Consider the following 17,152-nt stretch of genomic DNA (forward strand, 5'->3'; position numbering starts at 1 on the left):
AGTAGATGGGTAGGAAAATTTATCGTCTACTTAAACAGAGCTAGAATGTTCTGTTTTCACCTGAAAACGAGAAATTTCTTGACGCAATCCTTGGGCGACTTGATTGAGTTGAGCGATCGCATAATTGATTTCTCGCAGAGCATCTGCTGTTTGCACTGAGGTGCTGCTCAACTGCACCATTGCATCGCTAATTTGTTGCGCTCCCAAGGACTGAGTTTCCATACCCTGGCTTACAGACTCAAAATGTGGTGTCACATCTTGGACTTGCTGGATAATTTGCCCAATTCGCAAGCTGATACTGACCACATCTTCCACACTCCGTGCTACTTCTGCGGCAAACTTATCCATTTCCATCACACCTGTAGACACTGACGATTGCATGTGTTTAACCATCTGTTCAATGTCGAGGGTAGCTACTGCGGTTTGATCTGCCAATCGGCGAATTTCTCTAGCAACCACGGCAAAACCCAAGCCGTATTCTCCCGCTTTCTCAGCTTCAATGGCAGCATTTAACGACAGTAAATTTGTCTGGTCTGCGACTTTGGTAATAGTAATCACAATATTGTTAATGTTGTTAGCTTTCTCGCTGATTATTCCCAATCGCCCAGCAATAGCATTGGTCGCTTCTGACAACTGTCGCATGGTAACTTCCATGCGAAGTAAATCTTTTTGACTGCTGCTAGCAGCTGTGGTCGTTATTTGTGACATAGCCGCGACTTGTTCCATAGTGTTTACCAGTCCTTTGGAGGTAGCAGCAATTTCTTTGGCAGTAGCAGTTACTTGATTTGTAGAAGCTACTTGTTCGGAAATTGTCCCTTCTAATTGCTTCCCGGAGGCAGCAATTTGAGTAGCTGATTTGCTAACCAAAATGCCTGAGTTTTGCACCTGACGGATGAGAGTATTCAGGTTACCGACCATGTTTTTCAGAGAGTCCATTAACTTGCCAATTTCATCATTGGAAGTCACTTCGATTTCGGTTGTTAAATCACCAGCAGAAACTCGTTCTGCTATACCAAAAGCCGACTGTAAGGAGCGATTTAAGGAAGCACTGAGGATACGGATAATAATTAGTGAAATAATGATTGCTACAATCAAGATACACAAAAAATTGGCTATACTTATAAAGTTTGCAAATGCCTGAACCTGGCTTGCCTGCTTTTGTCTTTCTTCTAAAATTTGTTCTTCTATTTGCAGCATTGCGTCTAGCTGTTCTCTGATTTGATCCATGATTTTTTTGCCTCGATCGGAATTAATCAGAACTAGTAATTCTTGCTGTTTTCCAGATTGTTTGAGTTTGATTGTATCTGCTAATTCTTGAAATTTATCTCGAACATAAATTTCAACAACATCTAATTTTTTAACTTGTTGTTCGTTATTAAAAAGTTTATTCTTTAATTCTTTGATATTGTTTTCTACTTTATCAATAGCATTATTATATGGCTGTAGATAATTTGAATTATTTGTAATCAAAAATCCTCTTTGTCCCGTTTCAGCATCAACCAAATTTTTTTCTATTTCTTTTAAGTAAAACTTAACAGAATAACTATGGTTTAATAAACTAACAGAATCGATGAGAGAATCAGTTGTTGATTTAGAGATCAAGCTGGCAATACCTGTTAATAATAAAATCACTCCAAATCCACCCATTACAAACTGATTAATTCTTATTCCTTGTTGCATATTTATTAAAACTGTTTTTCACCAAATTGCTTCAACTTCTACAATTCCCAAATACCAAAGGAGAATAACGATTCAAATCGCTAATTTTGCAACAAATTATTAAGCAGCCATCATCTGTTTTATCTTTAAGCAGAGAATAAAAAGTTTGAGGCCCTTACCAAATCCATAGCAATCTTATTTGAGTGGTCAAAATATTCACTGATAGCTATTGACTTTCAAGAGGAACGGTGTATTTAAAATCAGTGGAGACCTGAACCCACCAAAAAGAATTGAGAATTAAAAATTAAACATTTTTTAAGGAAACTCCAAAAAATAAATGATTCCAATTCCGGTCGTTGACAGTCAACAGTCAGCAGTCAACAGTCAACTATCTTCTATGAAATATTTTTTACTTAGAACTCCCTAACTCTTAATTTTTAATGTTCACTTGTTTTTTAGTCGATGAATTCGTTGCCACAGAAGATTGGCGCTAGCAATATTTCCTTGATGTTCTCTAAGTAATGCTAGATGAGTAAGTGCCTCTTCGTGAGTAGGTTGCAAGTAAATTGCCTTTTGAAAAGATTGTGCTGCCTGTTCATTTTGTGCCATTGCTTGTTGCATCTGACCAAGAAGGACATAGGCTTCGATACTGGCGCGGTTTTGCCTGAGATAAGAATTGCACAGTTTAATGGCTTCGTCTAAGCAACCCCTATCGGCTAGGATTTTCGCTGTTTCTAATAAATTATCTGAAAGATTTTGAGTTGAAATTTTAGTATTTATTTTGGTAGTTTGCGCTGAAATATGAGATTTTGTGTGTTGTGGAAGAATTATATTTTTTAGGGGTAATTTGCGCTCAAAAAGATGATTTTTAACAGGATTATCTAGGCAAATATCAGCATGTTTAACAGGGTGAGAGGCGAGTGGTTTGTGATAAGCAAATGCTAAAGGCTGACGCACAGAAACGAAATATGAATTCAGCAACAAACCGGTTTCTGCATGACCAACAAATAACAAACCCTCTGGGGTAAGTAACTTTTCCAGAAATTTAATAGTGCGGGTTTTGTTGGGGCGATCGAAGTAAATTAATAAATTACGGCAAAAAACAACATCATAAGGCAGCGTATCCGCTAATAAATTATTATCTAGTAAATTACCTTGGATAAAATTCACCATTTGCCTGACTTGTTCGCATAGGTGATATCCTGCTTCAGTTAATTGAAAATAGCGGTGTTGAAATAATTGGGTATTGCCTCGAAATGAGTATTGATGATAGATTGCTCGTTGGGCTTTTAGCAGACATTTTTTGCTAATATCAACAGCATCGATGTGAATATTTGTAGGATTTAATCCTACTTCCAATAAAGCGATCGCAATGGAATATGGTTCTTCACCCGTAGAACACGGTAGACTCAAAACCCGCAATACACCTTGGGGATTTTTTGGCAACCACTCACATAATACGTAATGTTTCAGAAAGGTAAAAGATTCTGGTTCTCGAAAAAACCAAGTTTCTGGAACAATTACACTATCAATCAATGCTTCCCATTCCTGGCTAGATGCTTGCAATTTTCCCAGATAGCTAGCAATATCTCCAATACCGCAATCTAGCATCCGTTGAGAAATAGCACTAGCGATCGCATCAGCACCAATGGAATTTGCATCCAAACCAATCTTGCTTTTTAGTAAAGCTTCAATCACAGATTGTGCCATTTATTGACTCTTCAGGGCAATCTAAAATTCAGCATTGCGGCCACTTTCTGCCAAGAGATTCACTTGCTGTGTTTCTGACAACAAATTCTCAATGCGAAGACATTGAATCATCCCTTGAGTGTCTACAATCATCTTGCCCAAATATGGTGCTGCATCGATCTGAATATTGGAATCAACAAATTCCGACTCCGATTTTTGTAATGTTTCTACAATCTGTTCTGCCATTAGGCCTAAAATATAAGGTTCCCCGACTTCCGTAGAATTTTTTACCCAGTATTTGACTAATACAATCCGAGTACTGAAGTTTTCGCAACTGGGTTTCCCAGCCATTAACTCAGATAAGTCTATGACTGGTACAATACGTCCCCGATAGTTAAAAACACCTGCGATATATTCAGGTTTGTGGGGCAAGCTTTTAAGAATGACAAGGGGTATAACTTCTACAACTTGTCGGCTTTCTATGGCGTATCGCTCATTATTAATACTGAGAATTAACAATAACATGAGTTATCAAATATATGCATTTTTATTAACTATATGTTATTTTTGGGATTCGCTTGATAAAATACCCCTCTATACAAATAAAACCCGCGAATGCGGGTTTCAAAGTTTTTATTAATCTATCAGACGGACTTAGTTTGTGTAGACTTGATTTCTAATCGCTTAGTTTTCAACTCAAACTAAAACTCGGCACTTTGCGGTGTACGCGGGAAGGGGATTACATCACGAATATTTGCCATTCCGGTAATGAATTGCACAAGTCGTTCAAAACCCAAACCAAAACCAGCGTGAGGAACAGTCCCATAACGACGCAAATCTAAATACCACCATAAATCTTCTGGCTTCATTCCTTGCGCTACTACGCGACGTTCTAGAACTTCTAAGCGTTCTTCCCGTTGAGAACCACCAATAATTTCGCCAATTTTGGGTGCAAGAATATCCATTGCACGGACGGTTTTTTCGTCGTCGTTCAAGCGCATATAAAAAGCTTTGATTTTCGCTGGATAATCTGTAACAATTACTGGTTTTTTAAACAATTGTTCAGCCAGGTAACGTTCGTGTTCTGATTGTAAATCTAAGCCCCAGCTGACGGGATATTCAAATTTGACATCGGCTTTTTCTAAAAGTGCGATCGCCTCTGTATAAGTTAAGCGCTCAAATTGATTATCAATAATATTATCAGCTGTTGCCAACACAGAATTATCAATGCGCTGATTGAAAAATTCCATATCTTCTGGGCAAGTTTCCAACACATATTTAAAAATGTGTTTGAGAAACGCCTCAGCTAAATCCATATCGCCTTCTAAGTCACAAAAAGCCATTTCTGGTTCCACCATCCAAAATTCTGCTAAGTGACGCGAAGTATTGGAATTTTCTGCACGGAAAGTAGGGCCAAATGTATAGACATTGCTAAACGCCATGGCCATAATTTCTGCTTCTAATTGGCCGCTAACTGTTAGATATGTCGGTTTAGCAAAAAAATCTTGACTGTAATCTACTGCTTGATTATCAGTGCGGGGAATATTTTTTAAATCCAAACTCGTAACGCTAAAAAGTTCGCCCGCACCTTCACAATCGCTAGCAGTAATGATGGGTGTATGTACCCATAAAAAACCTCTTTCTTGAAAGAATTGGTGAATTGCGGCCGAACAAGCATTTCTCACCCGGAAAACTGCACCAAAAGAATTAGTACGCGATCGCAAATGTCCAATGGTTCGGAGAAACTCAAAGGAATGACGTTTCTTTTGCAGAGGATATGTATCGGGATCGGCTTCTCCGTATACTTTTACAGATTCTGTTTTTAATTCAATTCGCTGTCCTTTACCCAAGGAAGCCACCAACACCCCAGCAACCTCAACAGCAGCACCTGTGTTCAGTTTTTTCAAGGTAGCTTCATAATCTGGCAAATCCTGATTAATGACGACTTGCAAATTAGCTAGCGATGAGCCGTCATTAACTTCGATAAAAGCAAATCCTTTGGATTCGCGTTTTGTCCTCACCCAGCCTTGAACTAGAAGAGACTCATCAGGTTGACCACTTCGCAATATTTCTGCAATCCGTCGATTTACCATATTATGCAACTTATATTTCGTCTACGTAGGGACTAAACATATTAAAGAATGTTACCTGATTAATCCAATTCTAAATTGCGATTATCCAGCATAAGACTTTAATATCCAGCCTATGATAACGCCCATTCCACCAAAGCGGACGGCCTGCCAGAAAGGTTTTTTCAGACTACGCCAAGAAAATAACTGACTTTCTAAGTTGAGTTCTAGGATTTCTAACTGCTGTTTGATTTGCCGTAATTCTGCTTTAATTTCTGGTGTCTGGGATTTATGGCGCTTTAATTGCTCCTGACGCTGCTGGAATTGAGCCTTTTGCTGACCATCTCGCTGTACTTGATTGTAACGTTCTCTCAAGGACAAGAGCGATCGCTCTACTTCCTCAATTTGTTGCTCTAAATCTGGTTCCGGATTTTCCCCTGGCGGTTGTGATTGTTGAGACGGCTTCATTTACAAGTAGTAAACTAAGATTAAAAGTCAATTGTCATTTGTGATTGGTCATTTGTCATTAGTCATTTGTCATTGGTCATTAGTCATTAGTCTTTAGTCTTTTGTTCAATGCCTAATTACAGCAGTTGCTCCACATTTGGAGACAAAATGACCGCAATGTCCAATGCCTCATGCCCAATGCCCCATGCCCAATACCCAATGACAATTAACTATTGACAAAGGATTTTAAATCATGTCTCAATCTGCACAACTGCCGAAAACCAGTCAACTTAGTGAATTTAGTACTTTAGAACTAGCCCAAGCCCTGATGCAAAGACTCAGCATCTCTCCTGAAGATTGGCATCGCCTCAAGTCTAATCGCAATTCCCGCGCTAGCGAACAACTAGCAGCAGCTCTTGTTTACCTTTTAAACAATCAACCACAAGAAGCCCAAGCCAGATTAGAACAAGCTATTGGTTGGCTAGATAGGTCTATTTCTGCTCCTCCCTGTCCAACTCATGGAAAAAGTTAGGAGTTAAGAGTTGGGAGTTAATAGTTTTAGACTTTTAACTCATCACTCCTAACTCCTAACTACAATTACCGTCGCAGAGATAGTCCCCGACGATTTTCCATTTGTTTACAAAGCCTCAATTCTGTACCTTTGCGATTCCACTCTACCTGATCGAAAATTTGATGTAAAAGACATAGACCCCGACCACTTTCTGCTTCATCTGGTGGCAGATAGTCTGTTGGTTCTTCATCAGTAATGGGTGAGGGGTTAAACCCACTACCCTGGTCTGAAATTATCCACCAATATTGATTATCTATTAATGAAAAACGTACTACAACCCTTTTACTAGGATCGAGATTATTGCCATGTTTAGCTGCATTTACTAGGGCTTCTTGAAGTCCTAAACGTAATTCTGACTGTAATTTTGCTGGAATTTCTGCCAACAATAAGTCTAATATGGGACAAAGATAGAGGGTTGAGGCAAAACTAATAGTGCCCCAATAACGTCCAACTGGACGGAGCGAAATAGTAATCACAAGAGAAACCCCATAGCTTTCAGTTAGCTAGACATCAGTTTGGTGTCACAGGCACCCTGATAATAATTGAGGTGGTCATGCTGCCTTCAAACTTGCGTCTTTAAAACTAAATTTTGAAAATGCTAGGGAGCATTGATTCTATGAATGATTTGAGATTGCTGGAATATATAACGGCTGCAATAAATTAAATCTAGGAATGAGCAACTTAGAAAATTGCTATCAGTTTCATTGAGTATTGGCATACTCTAATTAATCGCCGATTTTTAATTTACACAATCCCATTCATACTTTTAGGAGTCAATGCAACTTTAATTTCTTTAAACAAAATGAATTTCTATTTTTAGGTTAATTCGATTTTAGCATTGTTAGTATGCAGTAGACTACAAATTTGAAATTTCAATTTTTTTAAAGGAATCAGCATCCTTACCCAAATGTCATAACACAAGAAAGGCAGCAGCTTCCACATGAGCAGTTTGGGGAAAAAAATCAGCAGGTTGTACCCGTGTGATTTTATATTGCCCATCTTCACAGAGTAATTTCAGGTCGCGGGCGAGAGTGGCTACTTTACAGCTGACGTAAACAATCTGAGATGGTTTCAATTGCCGTAAAGTTTCGATGACAGCGCCATCGCAACCTTTACGTGGTGGATCGAGAATTACGACCTCTGGTATTGTGCCCATTTTTGGCAGCAATTTCTCAACTGCCCCCACTTGAAATGTGACATTATCAATTTCATTACGCTGGGCATTGAAAATAGCTTGTTCCACGGCTGCTGCTTGCACTTCTAAACCTATAGCTTGGCGTACTTGTTTGGCCAGGGGTAAAGTTAAAGTACCAATACCACAGTAGGCATCAACTAGCAATTCGTGTCCTTGAAGGTTGAGTTGTGACTGAATTACCTGCAATAGTGCCTCTGCCGTTTCTGTGTAAACTTGGAAAAATGTATCTGGGCGCACTTGAAATTCCAGTCCAGCAAATTGTTCGCACAGGTGGGGTACTCCAGCGATGCAACGGGTTTCTAATCCAAAGATAGCATTTGTGCGATCGCCATTGCGATTCAGGCATACTCCCATTAGCTGGGGATAACGCTTTAACCATTCCTGGGCTTGGGTGGCAATTTCTGGTAAATTCCAGTCCTTCACCACCAAAGTCAGCAACATTTCGCCAGTATGGCGGCCGATGCGTAAACTCAAATGGCGAATTTGCCCAAGGTGGCGCTGTTCGTCGTAAATTTGCCAACCCCGCCGTTGAATATCCTGCTTGACTTCAGCAAGCATGGGATTTAAACGCGAGTCTTGCACTGGACATTGATTTAAGTTGATTAATTGGTGACTACCTTTTTGGTAGTAACCAGCTTGTACTTGTCCGGTTACCGATTTCCCCAGAGGATAAGTAGATTTATTGCGGTAGCCCAAAGCAGAACCAGCAGCTAGTACTCGATCTACTGGCGGTTGGGTAAAACCGCCTATGCGCTCCATTGCTTGGATAACTTGATTTTGCTTAGCTACAAGCTGGTAATCATAGTTAATGTGCTGCCACTGGCAACCACCACACTTGTCAGCCACAATACAAGCAGGCCGGATGCGATGAGGAGATGGTTGCAATAGCTTTTGTAGCTTAGCGTGGGCATATTTGGGTTTAACATGTGCTAAACGCACAAGAGCGCGATCGCCTGGTACAGTATCAGCAACAAACACTACACGTTCATCAGCACGTCCCACACCATCACCACTATCACTCAGATCGGCGATGGTTACTTCAATTAATTCACCTTGTTGCCAAATCATTTTAGTCATTAGTTATTGGTCATTAGTCATTGGTCAAACAGGGCATGGGGAAAGGGGTAAGAGGGAAAGATTAAATTTATTCCTTTTCCCTTTAACCTTTAACCTTTTCCCCTGCCCCCCATCTCCCCACTCGCAATGCCCCACGCCCCATTCCCCATTCCCCACTCCCCCTTCACTTGTGTACCTCAGACTCGCTAAACTAGCAGATAATATTTAAGGTGATTTCAATCATCATGACTGTAATTAGCCAAGTTATTCTCAAAGCCGACGACGAACTGCGTTATCCCAGCAGTGGCGAACTTAAAAATATCAAAGACTTTTTGGAAACCGGTGTACAACGGACGCGCATTGCTGCTACGTTAGCTGAAAATGAAAAAAAGATAGTCCAGGAAGCAACCAAACAACTTTGGCAAAAGCGCCCTGATTTTATCTCTCCCGGTGGTAATGCTTACGGTGAACGCCAACGTTCTCTATGTATCCGTGATTTTGGCTGGTACTTACGCCTAATTACTTATGGTGTACTTGCTGGCGACAAAGAGCCAATTGAAAAAATTGGTTTGATTGGTGTGCGCGAAATGTACAACTCATTGGGCGTTCCTGTCCCTGGAATGGTAGAAGCTATCAATTCCCTGAAAACAGCTGCCCTTGGGTTACTGAGTGCAGAAGACGCTGCTGAAGCTGCACCATACTTTGATTACATCATTCAAGCGATGTCTTAATCCAAAGTGTGTGCTGATTTTGGGAGAGACTTTTGCTGTATGAGAGTGGATACAGAATTTTAACACTCCATAGGCATAAGATTACCAATCCCATCCTAACTTCCCCACATTTGGTAGTAGCTGTGGCTAAATCTCTGTCAAGTTACTAACCGGTTGTGGGGAAATTTTATGGGCATGGGGTATGGGGTATGGGGAGATGGGGAGATGGGGAGCTGGGGACAAAATCTTCCCCTCTGCCCAATGCCCACTTGCCCTGAGCGAAGCCGTTCGCGTAGCGTCTCGCAGAGAAGGGATGCCCAATGCCCAATGCCCAATGCCCAATTACTAAAATGACAAAAAACCGACAGTCTTTGATGAAGGCTGTCGGTGATTAGTGTGTTCCCTATTAATGACTCGGCTAGAGTTCAGTTGTCTTTAATTATGCCTAGCTCGCAATGGGAATGAGACGATCCTAATCATCTATAAGTGTGATTGTCGTCACTTGATTGTTACAGCAAAACTGCATATACCCAAGAAATCACTGATTTATAGTCAATCTATACAAGTTTCGAGCTAAGAGTATATACGCTGGTAGATATTTTTTCAGTTTCAAAGCAAATAACGCCAATCACCCTAACTAGGGAGTAAAACATCAGATAGACGAATTCACAAACTCATGCCCCATTTGTCAAAGTGTTGTAAGAGAAAGAGCTATCTGCAAAGATAAAACTCTCAAAACCAGTCGTAGACAAGCTAATGAGGTTTCCATTGTTATTGAAACTGATGTTGGCAGTTTTAAGGGTATTGCCAGCAACAACACCAGATACGAGCAGTTGAGAGCGATTAAAAGCTGTCAAATCGAGGGTGTCAAAACCATCTCCACCATCAACAGTTGCAGCACCGAAGCCTTTAAAGTAGTCATCCCCAGCGCCCAGAGCAATCTTGATACCGCCGCCGATAGTCACTTTCTGTTGAACTCCATCTAGGATACTGGTAGCGACAACTTTGTCATTGCCATAACCAGTTTTAATGGTTCCCTGTCCATAAATTCCGTAGGCAGTACCACCGATGGTTGCTGTAGCCTGTCCGGTAAGAACGTCAGAATCATTGCCAGTATTGATGGTTCCATCGTTGAAGATGCCATAAGCTATGGAGTTGTTTCCAGAACTGTTGCCATAACCAGTAATTGTGTCTTTGCCCGATCCTGTAGTGATGGTGCCGTCTTTAGTGTTCTCGATGCCGATTCCAGTACCAGGGTTGCCCACAGTCTCAACACCGATGCCACCGTTGCCGCCACTACCAGTGCCAATGATTGTGTCTTCTCCGTCTCCGGTATTCAGTTGGGCACTGTTGCTAATGCCTGTCCCACTACCGCCGTTGCTCAAGAAAAAACCGTTGTCAGTGTCGATGCCAGCGTTGCCTCCAGTACCGTTACCGATGATAGTATCTTCTCCGTTCCCTCCATTCAGAGTGCTAGTATTAGCGATGCCGATGCCAGCACCGCCAGAGCCTAACCCGGCGCCCCTACCACCACTACCACCTATACCAGTACCTGAGATAGTGTCTTTTCCATTCCCTGCATTGAGACTGTCACTGTTGGCAATGCCTGTGCCACTACCGCCATTACCGCCGATCAAGCCATCGTCGCCGCTGCCACCAGTACCTATGCCGATGATAATGTCTTCTCCGTCCCCTACATTCAAACTACCATCGTTGCTAATACCGAATCCATTACCGCCGCGGCCCGCGATGCCGATGCTACTAAAGCCGCCGTTGCCGCCAGTACCGATGCCGTTAATTTTATCTTTTCCGTCCCCTGCATTCAGACTGCCACTGTTACTGATGCCTGTGCCAGTGCCGCCGTCGCCGCCTCCGTCGTTACCGTTTCCGCCTTGGCCACCAGTACCAGTGCCGTTAATTGTATCTTTTCCGTCCCCTGCATTCAGACTGCCACTGTTACTGATGCCTGTGCCCGTACCGCCCTCGCCAACGTTGCCCCTGCCCCCGCTGGCGTCGCCACCAATCCCTGTGCCATTAATTGTGTCTTTTCCATCCCCTGTATTGAGAGTACCACTGTTAGCAATGCCGATTCCTGTACCGCCGTCATCGCCGTCGCCAAAGCCGCCGCTGGCGTTGCCGCCAGTACCAGTGCCGATGATAGTATCTTCTCCATCTGCTGCATTCAGAGTACCACTGTTGCTGATGCCGATGCCACTACCGCCTTTGTTGCCGATGCCCCCGGTGGCGTCGCCGCCATTGCCGCCAGTGCCAGTGCCGGCGATCGTGTCGTTTCCCTTCCCTGCATTCAGAGTGCCACTGTTAACAATACCTGTGCCAACTCCACCACTCCCAGGAATGTCAACTTTGCTACTGCCACCGTTACCGCCAGTACCAGTGCCTGCGATCGCGTCATTTCCCTCCCCTGCATTCAAACTACCGCTGTTAGCGATGCCTGTCCCAGTTCCACCGTTCCCGCCGTTACCGCTGTCAACATTCCTGCCATTACCGCCAGTGCCGATACCAGCGATCGTATCTTTTCCATTCCCTGCATTCAGACGACCACGGTTGGCAATGCCAGTTCCAGTACCGCTGTTAGTAGAGCCGCCAATCCTACCAGTACCCGTACCCTTAATGGTGTCGTTTCCTGAGTCTGTAGAAATTAAGCCTCCAGTTAAAATATCGATACCTATGGCCACAGATACATTTAACTGTTCTCCGATCAAACTATCGCAACCAGCAGTGCCGATGAAATTGGGTGGAAAGGTAAGTCTAGACATAAGTAAAATCCTCTCAATTAGGTTAGTAAGGCCACTTTGCTCATTTAGATGAGCAGTCTTTCAAAAAATTTCCAAAATTGTTTCTCCAAAAGCCATTCGGTGATTGAGTCTTGTGCTATTAAAGTCAATTAAGCACAATGAAATTCCAAAGCATTAAACCCGTATTCGCAGGTGCGTAGGTGTAGCCTGCGGCAGGCATCGCGTCCTATAAATTTTCTCTACCTTCAATTAATAGACTTCTTGCAAAAGTGGGGTAAAGGGTAAGGGGTAAAGGGGAAAGGGCAAATAAAAACCCTTTTCCCTTTAACATGAGTCCCTTTTCCCCTATGAGCAAAAGTTACTTTTGCAAGAGGTCTAATGGCTACGTCTTACAGGCTGATACCATTTCCAGATTATAGAAATCACCTACGCAAGTTACAGAAAAATAAAATTTTATGGCTTTATAACTAACAGTATAATTACTAATATTTCAGTATTTATTACAATGTGTTTAACTTATTACAAATCTTTGTTAAATAAATTTCTGTATTCAGTTAATCTTTAGTATCTAGCTATGAACCATTTTAGAAGTACACCTACAGGGCAAGTAAATCGATAGAATAATGCTCTGTACAATTGGTGCATTATTTCCATGACTGCCACATCTCCTGCTCCCTTTTCCCCTGAAGAAATCGCTGCTGAAGGTATAAAGCCAGAAGAATACGCAGAAATTGTCCGTCGTTTAGGGCGTCATCCCAACAAAGCCGAACTGGGAATGTTTGGGGTAATGTGGTCAGAGCATTGCTGTTATAAAAATTCTCGACCTTTACTCAAACAGTTCCCTACCGAAGGTCACCGCATCCTTGTGGGGCCTGGTGAAAATGCTGGTGTTGTAGATTTAGGTGACGGACTGCAACTAGCCTTTAAGATTGAGTCCCACAACCACCCCTCAGCTGTTGAACCTTTTCAAGGAGCTGCAACAGGAGTAGGAGGTATTCTCAGGGATATCTTTACGATGGGTGCGCGTCCCATAGCCATCTTAAACTCGCTGCGTTTTGGTTCCCTAGAAGATGCCAAAACCCAAAGGTTATTTTCTGGCGTGGTTTCAGGAATTTCCCATTACGGTAATTGTGTGGGAGTCCCCACGGTTGGTGGTGAAGTTTACTTTGATGCTGCTTACTCCGGTAATCCCTTGGTGAATGTAATGGCGTTGGGGTTAATGGAAACCCCAGAAATTGTCAAATCTGGAGCATCTGGTTTGGGAAACCCTGTGTTATATGTTGGTTCCACCACCGGGCGCGATGGTATGGGAGGCGCGAGTTTTGCCAGCGCAGAGTTGACTGAACAGTCAATGGATGACCGCCCTGCTGTGCAAGTGGGCGACCCGTTTCTGGAAAAATCCTTAATTGAAGCTTGTCTGGAAGCTTTTAAAACAGGTGCGGTTGTCGCCGCCCAGGATATGGGAGCAGCAGGAATCACCTGTTCTACTTCAGAGATGGCGGCAAAAGGTGGTGTGGGAATTGAACTAGATTTAGATAAAATTCCCGTGCGGGAGCTAGGGATGGTTCCCTATGAATACTTGCTCTCAGAATCTCAAGAACGAATGCTGTTTGTTGCCCACAAAGGCAGGGAGCAGGAGTTAATAGACATTTTTCACCGTTGGGGACTCCATGCTGTGGTTGCTGGTACAGTGATTGCCCAACCCATTGTACGAATTCTCTATCAAGGTAAAGTAGCAGCAGAAATTCCCGCTGAAGCTTTGGCAGAAAATACGCCGCTTTACCAACGAGATTTGCTGGCAGAACCACCAGAATATGTCCGTAAAGCTTGGGAATGGACTGCTGATTCTTTGCCTAGTTGTACAATTGCTGGCATCGAACTCCAAGGACGCTTGCAAAGCTGGAATGATATTCTCTTAAGTTTGCTTGATACACCAACCATCGCTTCTAAAAGCTGGGTATATCGTCAATACGACCATCAAGTCCAAAACAATACCGTAATTTTACCAGGTGGTGCAGATGCGGCTGTTATTCGTTTACGTCCACTGGAAGAGGACAAGGGGACAAGGGGACAAGGGGGACAAGGGGACAAGGAAATTCCCAATGCCCAAAGCGCAGTTGCAGCTACTGTAGACTGCAATTCTCGTTATGTTTATCTCGATCCCTATGAAGGAGCTAAGGCAGTGGTGGCGGAAGCCGCACGCAATCTGAGTTGTGTGGGGGCTGAACCTCTAGCTGTAACAGATAATTTGAATTTTGGCTCTCCAGAAAAACCAATTGGTTACTGGCAATTAGCAGAAGCTTGTCGCGGTTTAGCAGAAGGTTGCCGGGAATTGGCAACACCAGTTACAGGTGGAAATGTATCTTTGTACAATGAAACCCTTGATTCCCAGGGCACTCCCCAACCAATTTATCCCACTCCTGTTGTGGGTATGGTGGGCTTGATTCCCGATATCACTAAAATTTGCGGTCAAGGTTGGCAAACAGTAGGGGATGTAATTTATCTTTTAGGATTGCCTTTAACATCGCCACTCAGTTTGGGAGCATCTGAGTATTTAGCCGCCATCCACGGTACTGTTGCCGGAAAACCCCCACAAATAGATTTTGAGTTGGAACGTGGAGTACAGCAAGTTTGTCGTCATGGAATTCGTAATGGTTGGGTACGTTCTGCTCACGATTGTGCCGAGGGAGGAATAGCGATCGCTTTAGCAGAATGTTGCATTTCTGGCAAGTTGGGTGCCCAAATTAATTTAGAAATAACACCAACTCAATTTCGCCTAGATGAGGTGTTGTTTGCCGAAGGCGGTAGTCGAATTTTAGTTTCCATAACACCAGAACACCAAGAAATTTGGGAATCATACTTACAGGAACATCTGGGACAACAGTGGCAAAAACTCGGCATAGTCGTTAATTTCGAGGCGGGTTTGGGGGTTTTAACCACTGACAACCAACCCTTAATCAAAGTTAATATTGAACATATCAGCGATCGCTATTCTCAGGCGATCGTCAGGCGTCTCGCTATCCACACCACTACTCCCAGTTGAAGCACTTAGGAGCTGAGGTCAAGAGTTAAGAATAAAAAATATAACTCTTCACTTCTAATTTCTTAACCTTCACGAACACAATTACGGTACTGTTTTAATGGATGGTTAAAGATTTATTAAGAATCCTGCGACTATCTATCGACATAATCCCAGTGACTCGACTACCAAATTTTAGATTTTAGATTTTAGATTTTGGATTGGAGTATTTTACTCAGGTTTATGTATCATCCGTCTTTAGCGGGTTAAAGCAATCTCAAATTATCAACCCGTATTCTTTCTGGGGTGCGGTCAATCCAAAATCGTAAATCTAAAATCCAAAATTGACAGACCCCCCACCAGGAGCAAAGCTAGCATGACTTCTATTCATTCTGTCACTTTGGATGAATACCCCGACCAGACCAACAACGCAATCAATAATTATGAAAATCATCCCGACAAGCCAGAAGAAGCTTGCGGTGTTTTTGGTATTTACGCGCCAGGAGAAAACGTTGCTAAACTAAGCTACTTTGGATTGTATGCACTCCAACACCGGGGTCAAGAATCAGCTGGTATTGCCACCTTTGAGGGTACGAAAGTCCACCTGCACAAAGATATGGGCTTGGTATCTCAAGTATTTAACGAATCCATCTTAGAACAGTTACCTGGTAGCCTTGCTGTTGGTCACACTCGTTATTCAACTACAGGTTCTAGCCGCAAAGTTAACGCTCAACCCGCCGTCGTTGAAACCCGTCTGGGTTCATTAGCACTTGCACATAATGGTAATTTAGTCAATACAGTACAATTGCGTCAAGAGTTGCTGGATAACAAATGCAACTTAATCACCACAACAGACTCAGAAATGATTGCTTTTGCCATCGCTCAAGCCATCGACGCAGGTGCAGATTGGTTAGAAGGTGCCATTGAAGCATTTCATCGCTGCGAAGGAGCCTTTAGTTTAGTTATTGGTACTCCGAATGGGGTTATGGGGGTGCGTGACCCCAATGGCATTCGTCCTCTAGTAATTGGCACTTTGCCTGGTAATCCAGTGCGTTACGTTTTGGCTTCGGAAACCTGTGGTTTGGATATTATTGGAGCCGAATACCTGCGGGATGTAGAACCTGGTGAATTAGTTTGGATGACAGAAGAAGGTTTAGCTTCCTATCATTGGAGCCAACAGCCCCAGCGAAAATTGTGTATCTTTGAGATGATTTACTTTGCCCGCCCCGATAGCATTATGCATAACGAAAGTTTGTACAGCTATCGGATGCGATTAGGGCGGCAATTAGCAAAGGAATCTGCTGTAGATGCCGATATTGTCTTTGGAGTTCCTGATTCTGGTATCCCTGCGGCCATTGGATTTTCTCAAGCTTCTGGTGTCATGTACATGGAAGGACTGATTAAAAATCGCTATGTCGGGCGAACCTTTATTCAACCAACCCAGACTATGCGCGAATCAGGTATCCGCATGAAACTCAACCCACTTAAAGATGTACTGGTGGGCAAAAGAGTGATTATTGTAGATGACTCCATTGTGCGCGGTACCACCAGTCGCAAACTGGTTAAAACTTTGCGTGAGGCTGGTGCAATAGAAGTACACATGCGAATTTCTTCTCCGCCAGTAACTCACCCTTGCTTCTACGGCATCGATACTGATTCTCAAGACCAGCTAATTGCTGCCACCAAATCAGTAGAAGAAATTGCCAAGCAACTGGAAGTAGATAGCCTTGCTTATCTCAGCTGGGAGGGAATGCTAGTAGCCACAGGAGAAGACACCAATAGTTTTTGTTCTGCCTGCTTTACTGGAAATTATCCAGTAGCCATTCCTGAGCAAGTGAAGCGTTCTAAGTTGATTTTGGAAAAAGAAAAGGTAGTGGTATAGAGGATTGAGCGAGTGGGGAGTTAGGAGTTAGGAGTTAGGAGTTAGGAGTTAGGAATTGGGAATTATTCTCCTTGTCTCCCTCATCTCCCCATGCCCCAT

Annotated in this window: 13 protein-coding genes; 5 read left to right on the forward strand and 8 right to left on the reverse strand. The window is 42.9% G+C overall.

What is annotated here, in order from left to right; genetic code table 11:
- Nucleotides 1–30 precede the first annotated feature (30 nt).
- The 5 genes from VF06_RS09050 to VF06_RS09070 all read right to left on the reverse strand — a co-directional run bounded on the left by VF06_RS09050 (nucleotide 31) and on the right by VF06_RS09070 (nucleotide 5,885).
- A complete protein-coding gene (locus VF06_RS09050; RefSeq protein WP_099070669.1) occupies nucleotides 31–1,680 on the reverse strand; it encodes a methyl-accepting chemotaxis protein in 1,650 nt (549 codons plus the stop codon).
- Nucleotides 1,681–2,103: 423 nt separating this feature from the next.
- Nucleotides 2,104–3,369, reverse strand: coding sequence for a CheR family methyltransferase (locus VF06_RS09055; protein ID WP_099070668.1), 1,266 nt, complete (start codon nucleotides 3,367–3,369; stop codon nucleotides 2,104–2,106).
- Nucleotides 3,370–3,390: 21 nt separating this feature from the next.
- Complete coding sequence (locus VF06_RS09060) at nucleotides 3,391–3,873, reverse strand: chemotaxis protein CheW (protein WP_099070667.1); 483 nt, start codon at nucleotides 3,871–3,873, stop codon at nucleotides 3,391–3,393.
- A gap of 176 nt (nucleotides 3,874–4,049) precedes the next feature.
- A complete protein-coding gene (gene asnS, locus VF06_RS09065; protein ID WP_099070666.1) occupies nucleotides 4,050–5,441 on the reverse strand; it encodes an asparagine--tRNA ligase in 1,392 nt (463 codons plus the stop codon).
- An 81-nt stretch (nucleotides 5,442–5,522) separates the two neighbouring features.
- Nucleotides 5,523–5,885 carry a sll0565 family protein gene (locus VF06_RS09070; RefSeq protein ID WP_099070665.1) on the reverse strand — a complete coding sequence of 121 codons (363 nt, stop codon included), beginning with the start codon at nucleotides 5,883–5,885 and terminating at the stop codon, nucleotides 5,523–5,525.
- Nucleotides 5,886–6,117: 232 nt separating this feature from the next.
- Here VF06_RS09070 and VF06_RS09075 point away from each other — a divergent pair, with 232 nt between their 5' ends.
- Nucleotides 6,118–6,396 carry a DUF6439 family protein gene (locus VF06_RS09075; protein WP_099070664.1) on the forward strand — a complete coding sequence of 93 codons (279 nt, stop codon included), beginning with the start codon at nucleotides 6,118–6,120 and terminating at the stop codon, nucleotides 6,394–6,396.
- A gap of 65 nt (nucleotides 6,397–6,461) precedes the next feature.
- On the opposite strand, the gene VF06_RS09080 is transcribed toward VF06_RS09075, so the two are convergent.
- Entirely contained in the window at nucleotides 6,462–6,911 is a 450-nt protein-coding gene (locus tag VF06_RS09080; RefSeq protein ID WP_099070663.1) for an ATP-binding protein, read from the reverse strand.
- Nucleotides 6,912–7,345: 434 nt separating this feature from the next.
- Nucleotides 7,346–8,707: a 23S rRNA (uracil(1939)-C(5))-methyltransferase RlmD gene (gene rlmD, locus VF06_RS09085; protein WP_099070662.1), complete on the reverse strand. Its 1,362-nt coding sequence runs from the start codon at nucleotides 8,705–8,707 to the stop codon at nucleotides 7,346–7,348.
- Between the two features lie 224 nt (nucleotides 8,708–8,931).
- Here rlmD and VF06_RS09090 point away from each other — a divergent pair, with 224 nt between their 5' ends.
- The gene (locus VF06_RS09090) at nucleotides 8,932–9,417 is read left to right on the forward strand and encodes an allophycocyanin subunit alpha-B (protein ID WP_099072800.1); all 486 of its coding nucleotides are present in this window, start codon (nucleotides 8,932–8,934) and stop codon (nucleotides 9,415–9,417) included.
- Nucleotides 9,418–9,613: 196 nt separating this feature from the next.
- Complete coding sequence (locus tag VF06_RS42540) at nucleotides 9,614–9,745, forward strand: hypothetical protein (RefSeq protein ID WP_257207614.1); 132 nt, start codon at nucleotides 9,614–9,616, stop codon at nucleotides 9,743–9,745.
- Nucleotides 9,746–10,070: 325 nt separating this feature from the next.
- Here the strand turns inward: VF06_RS42540 and VF06_RS09095 are convergent, their stop codons facing one another.
- A complete protein-coding gene (locus VF06_RS09095) occupies nucleotides 10,071–12,173 on the reverse strand; it encodes a beta strand repeat-containing protein (protein ID WP_099072801.1) in 2,103 nt (700 codons plus the stop codon).
- 631 nt (nucleotides 12,174–12,804) lie between these two features.
- Here VF06_RS09095 and purL point away from each other — a divergent pair.
- Nucleotides 12,805–15,195 (forward strand): phosphoribosylformylglycinamidine synthase subunit PurL, encoded by a 2,391-nt coding sequence (gene purL / locus VF06_RS09100; RefSeq protein WP_099072802.1) that lies wholly within the window; start codon nucleotides 12,805–12,807, stop codon nucleotides 15,193–15,195.
- 352 nt (nucleotides 15,196–15,547) lie between these two features.
- Nucleotides 15,548–17,053 (forward strand): amidophosphoribosyltransferase, encoded by a 1,506-nt coding sequence (purF, locus tag VF06_RS09105; protein WP_099072803.1) that lies wholly within the window; start codon nucleotides 15,548–15,550, stop codon nucleotides 17,051–17,053.
- Nucleotides 17,054–17,152 lie beyond the last annotated feature (99 nt).

The organism is Nostoc linckia z4, assembly GCF_002608075.1.
GTDB lineage: Bacteria > Cyanobacteriota > Cyanobacteriia > Cyanobacteriales > Nostocaceae > Nostoc > Nostoc linckia.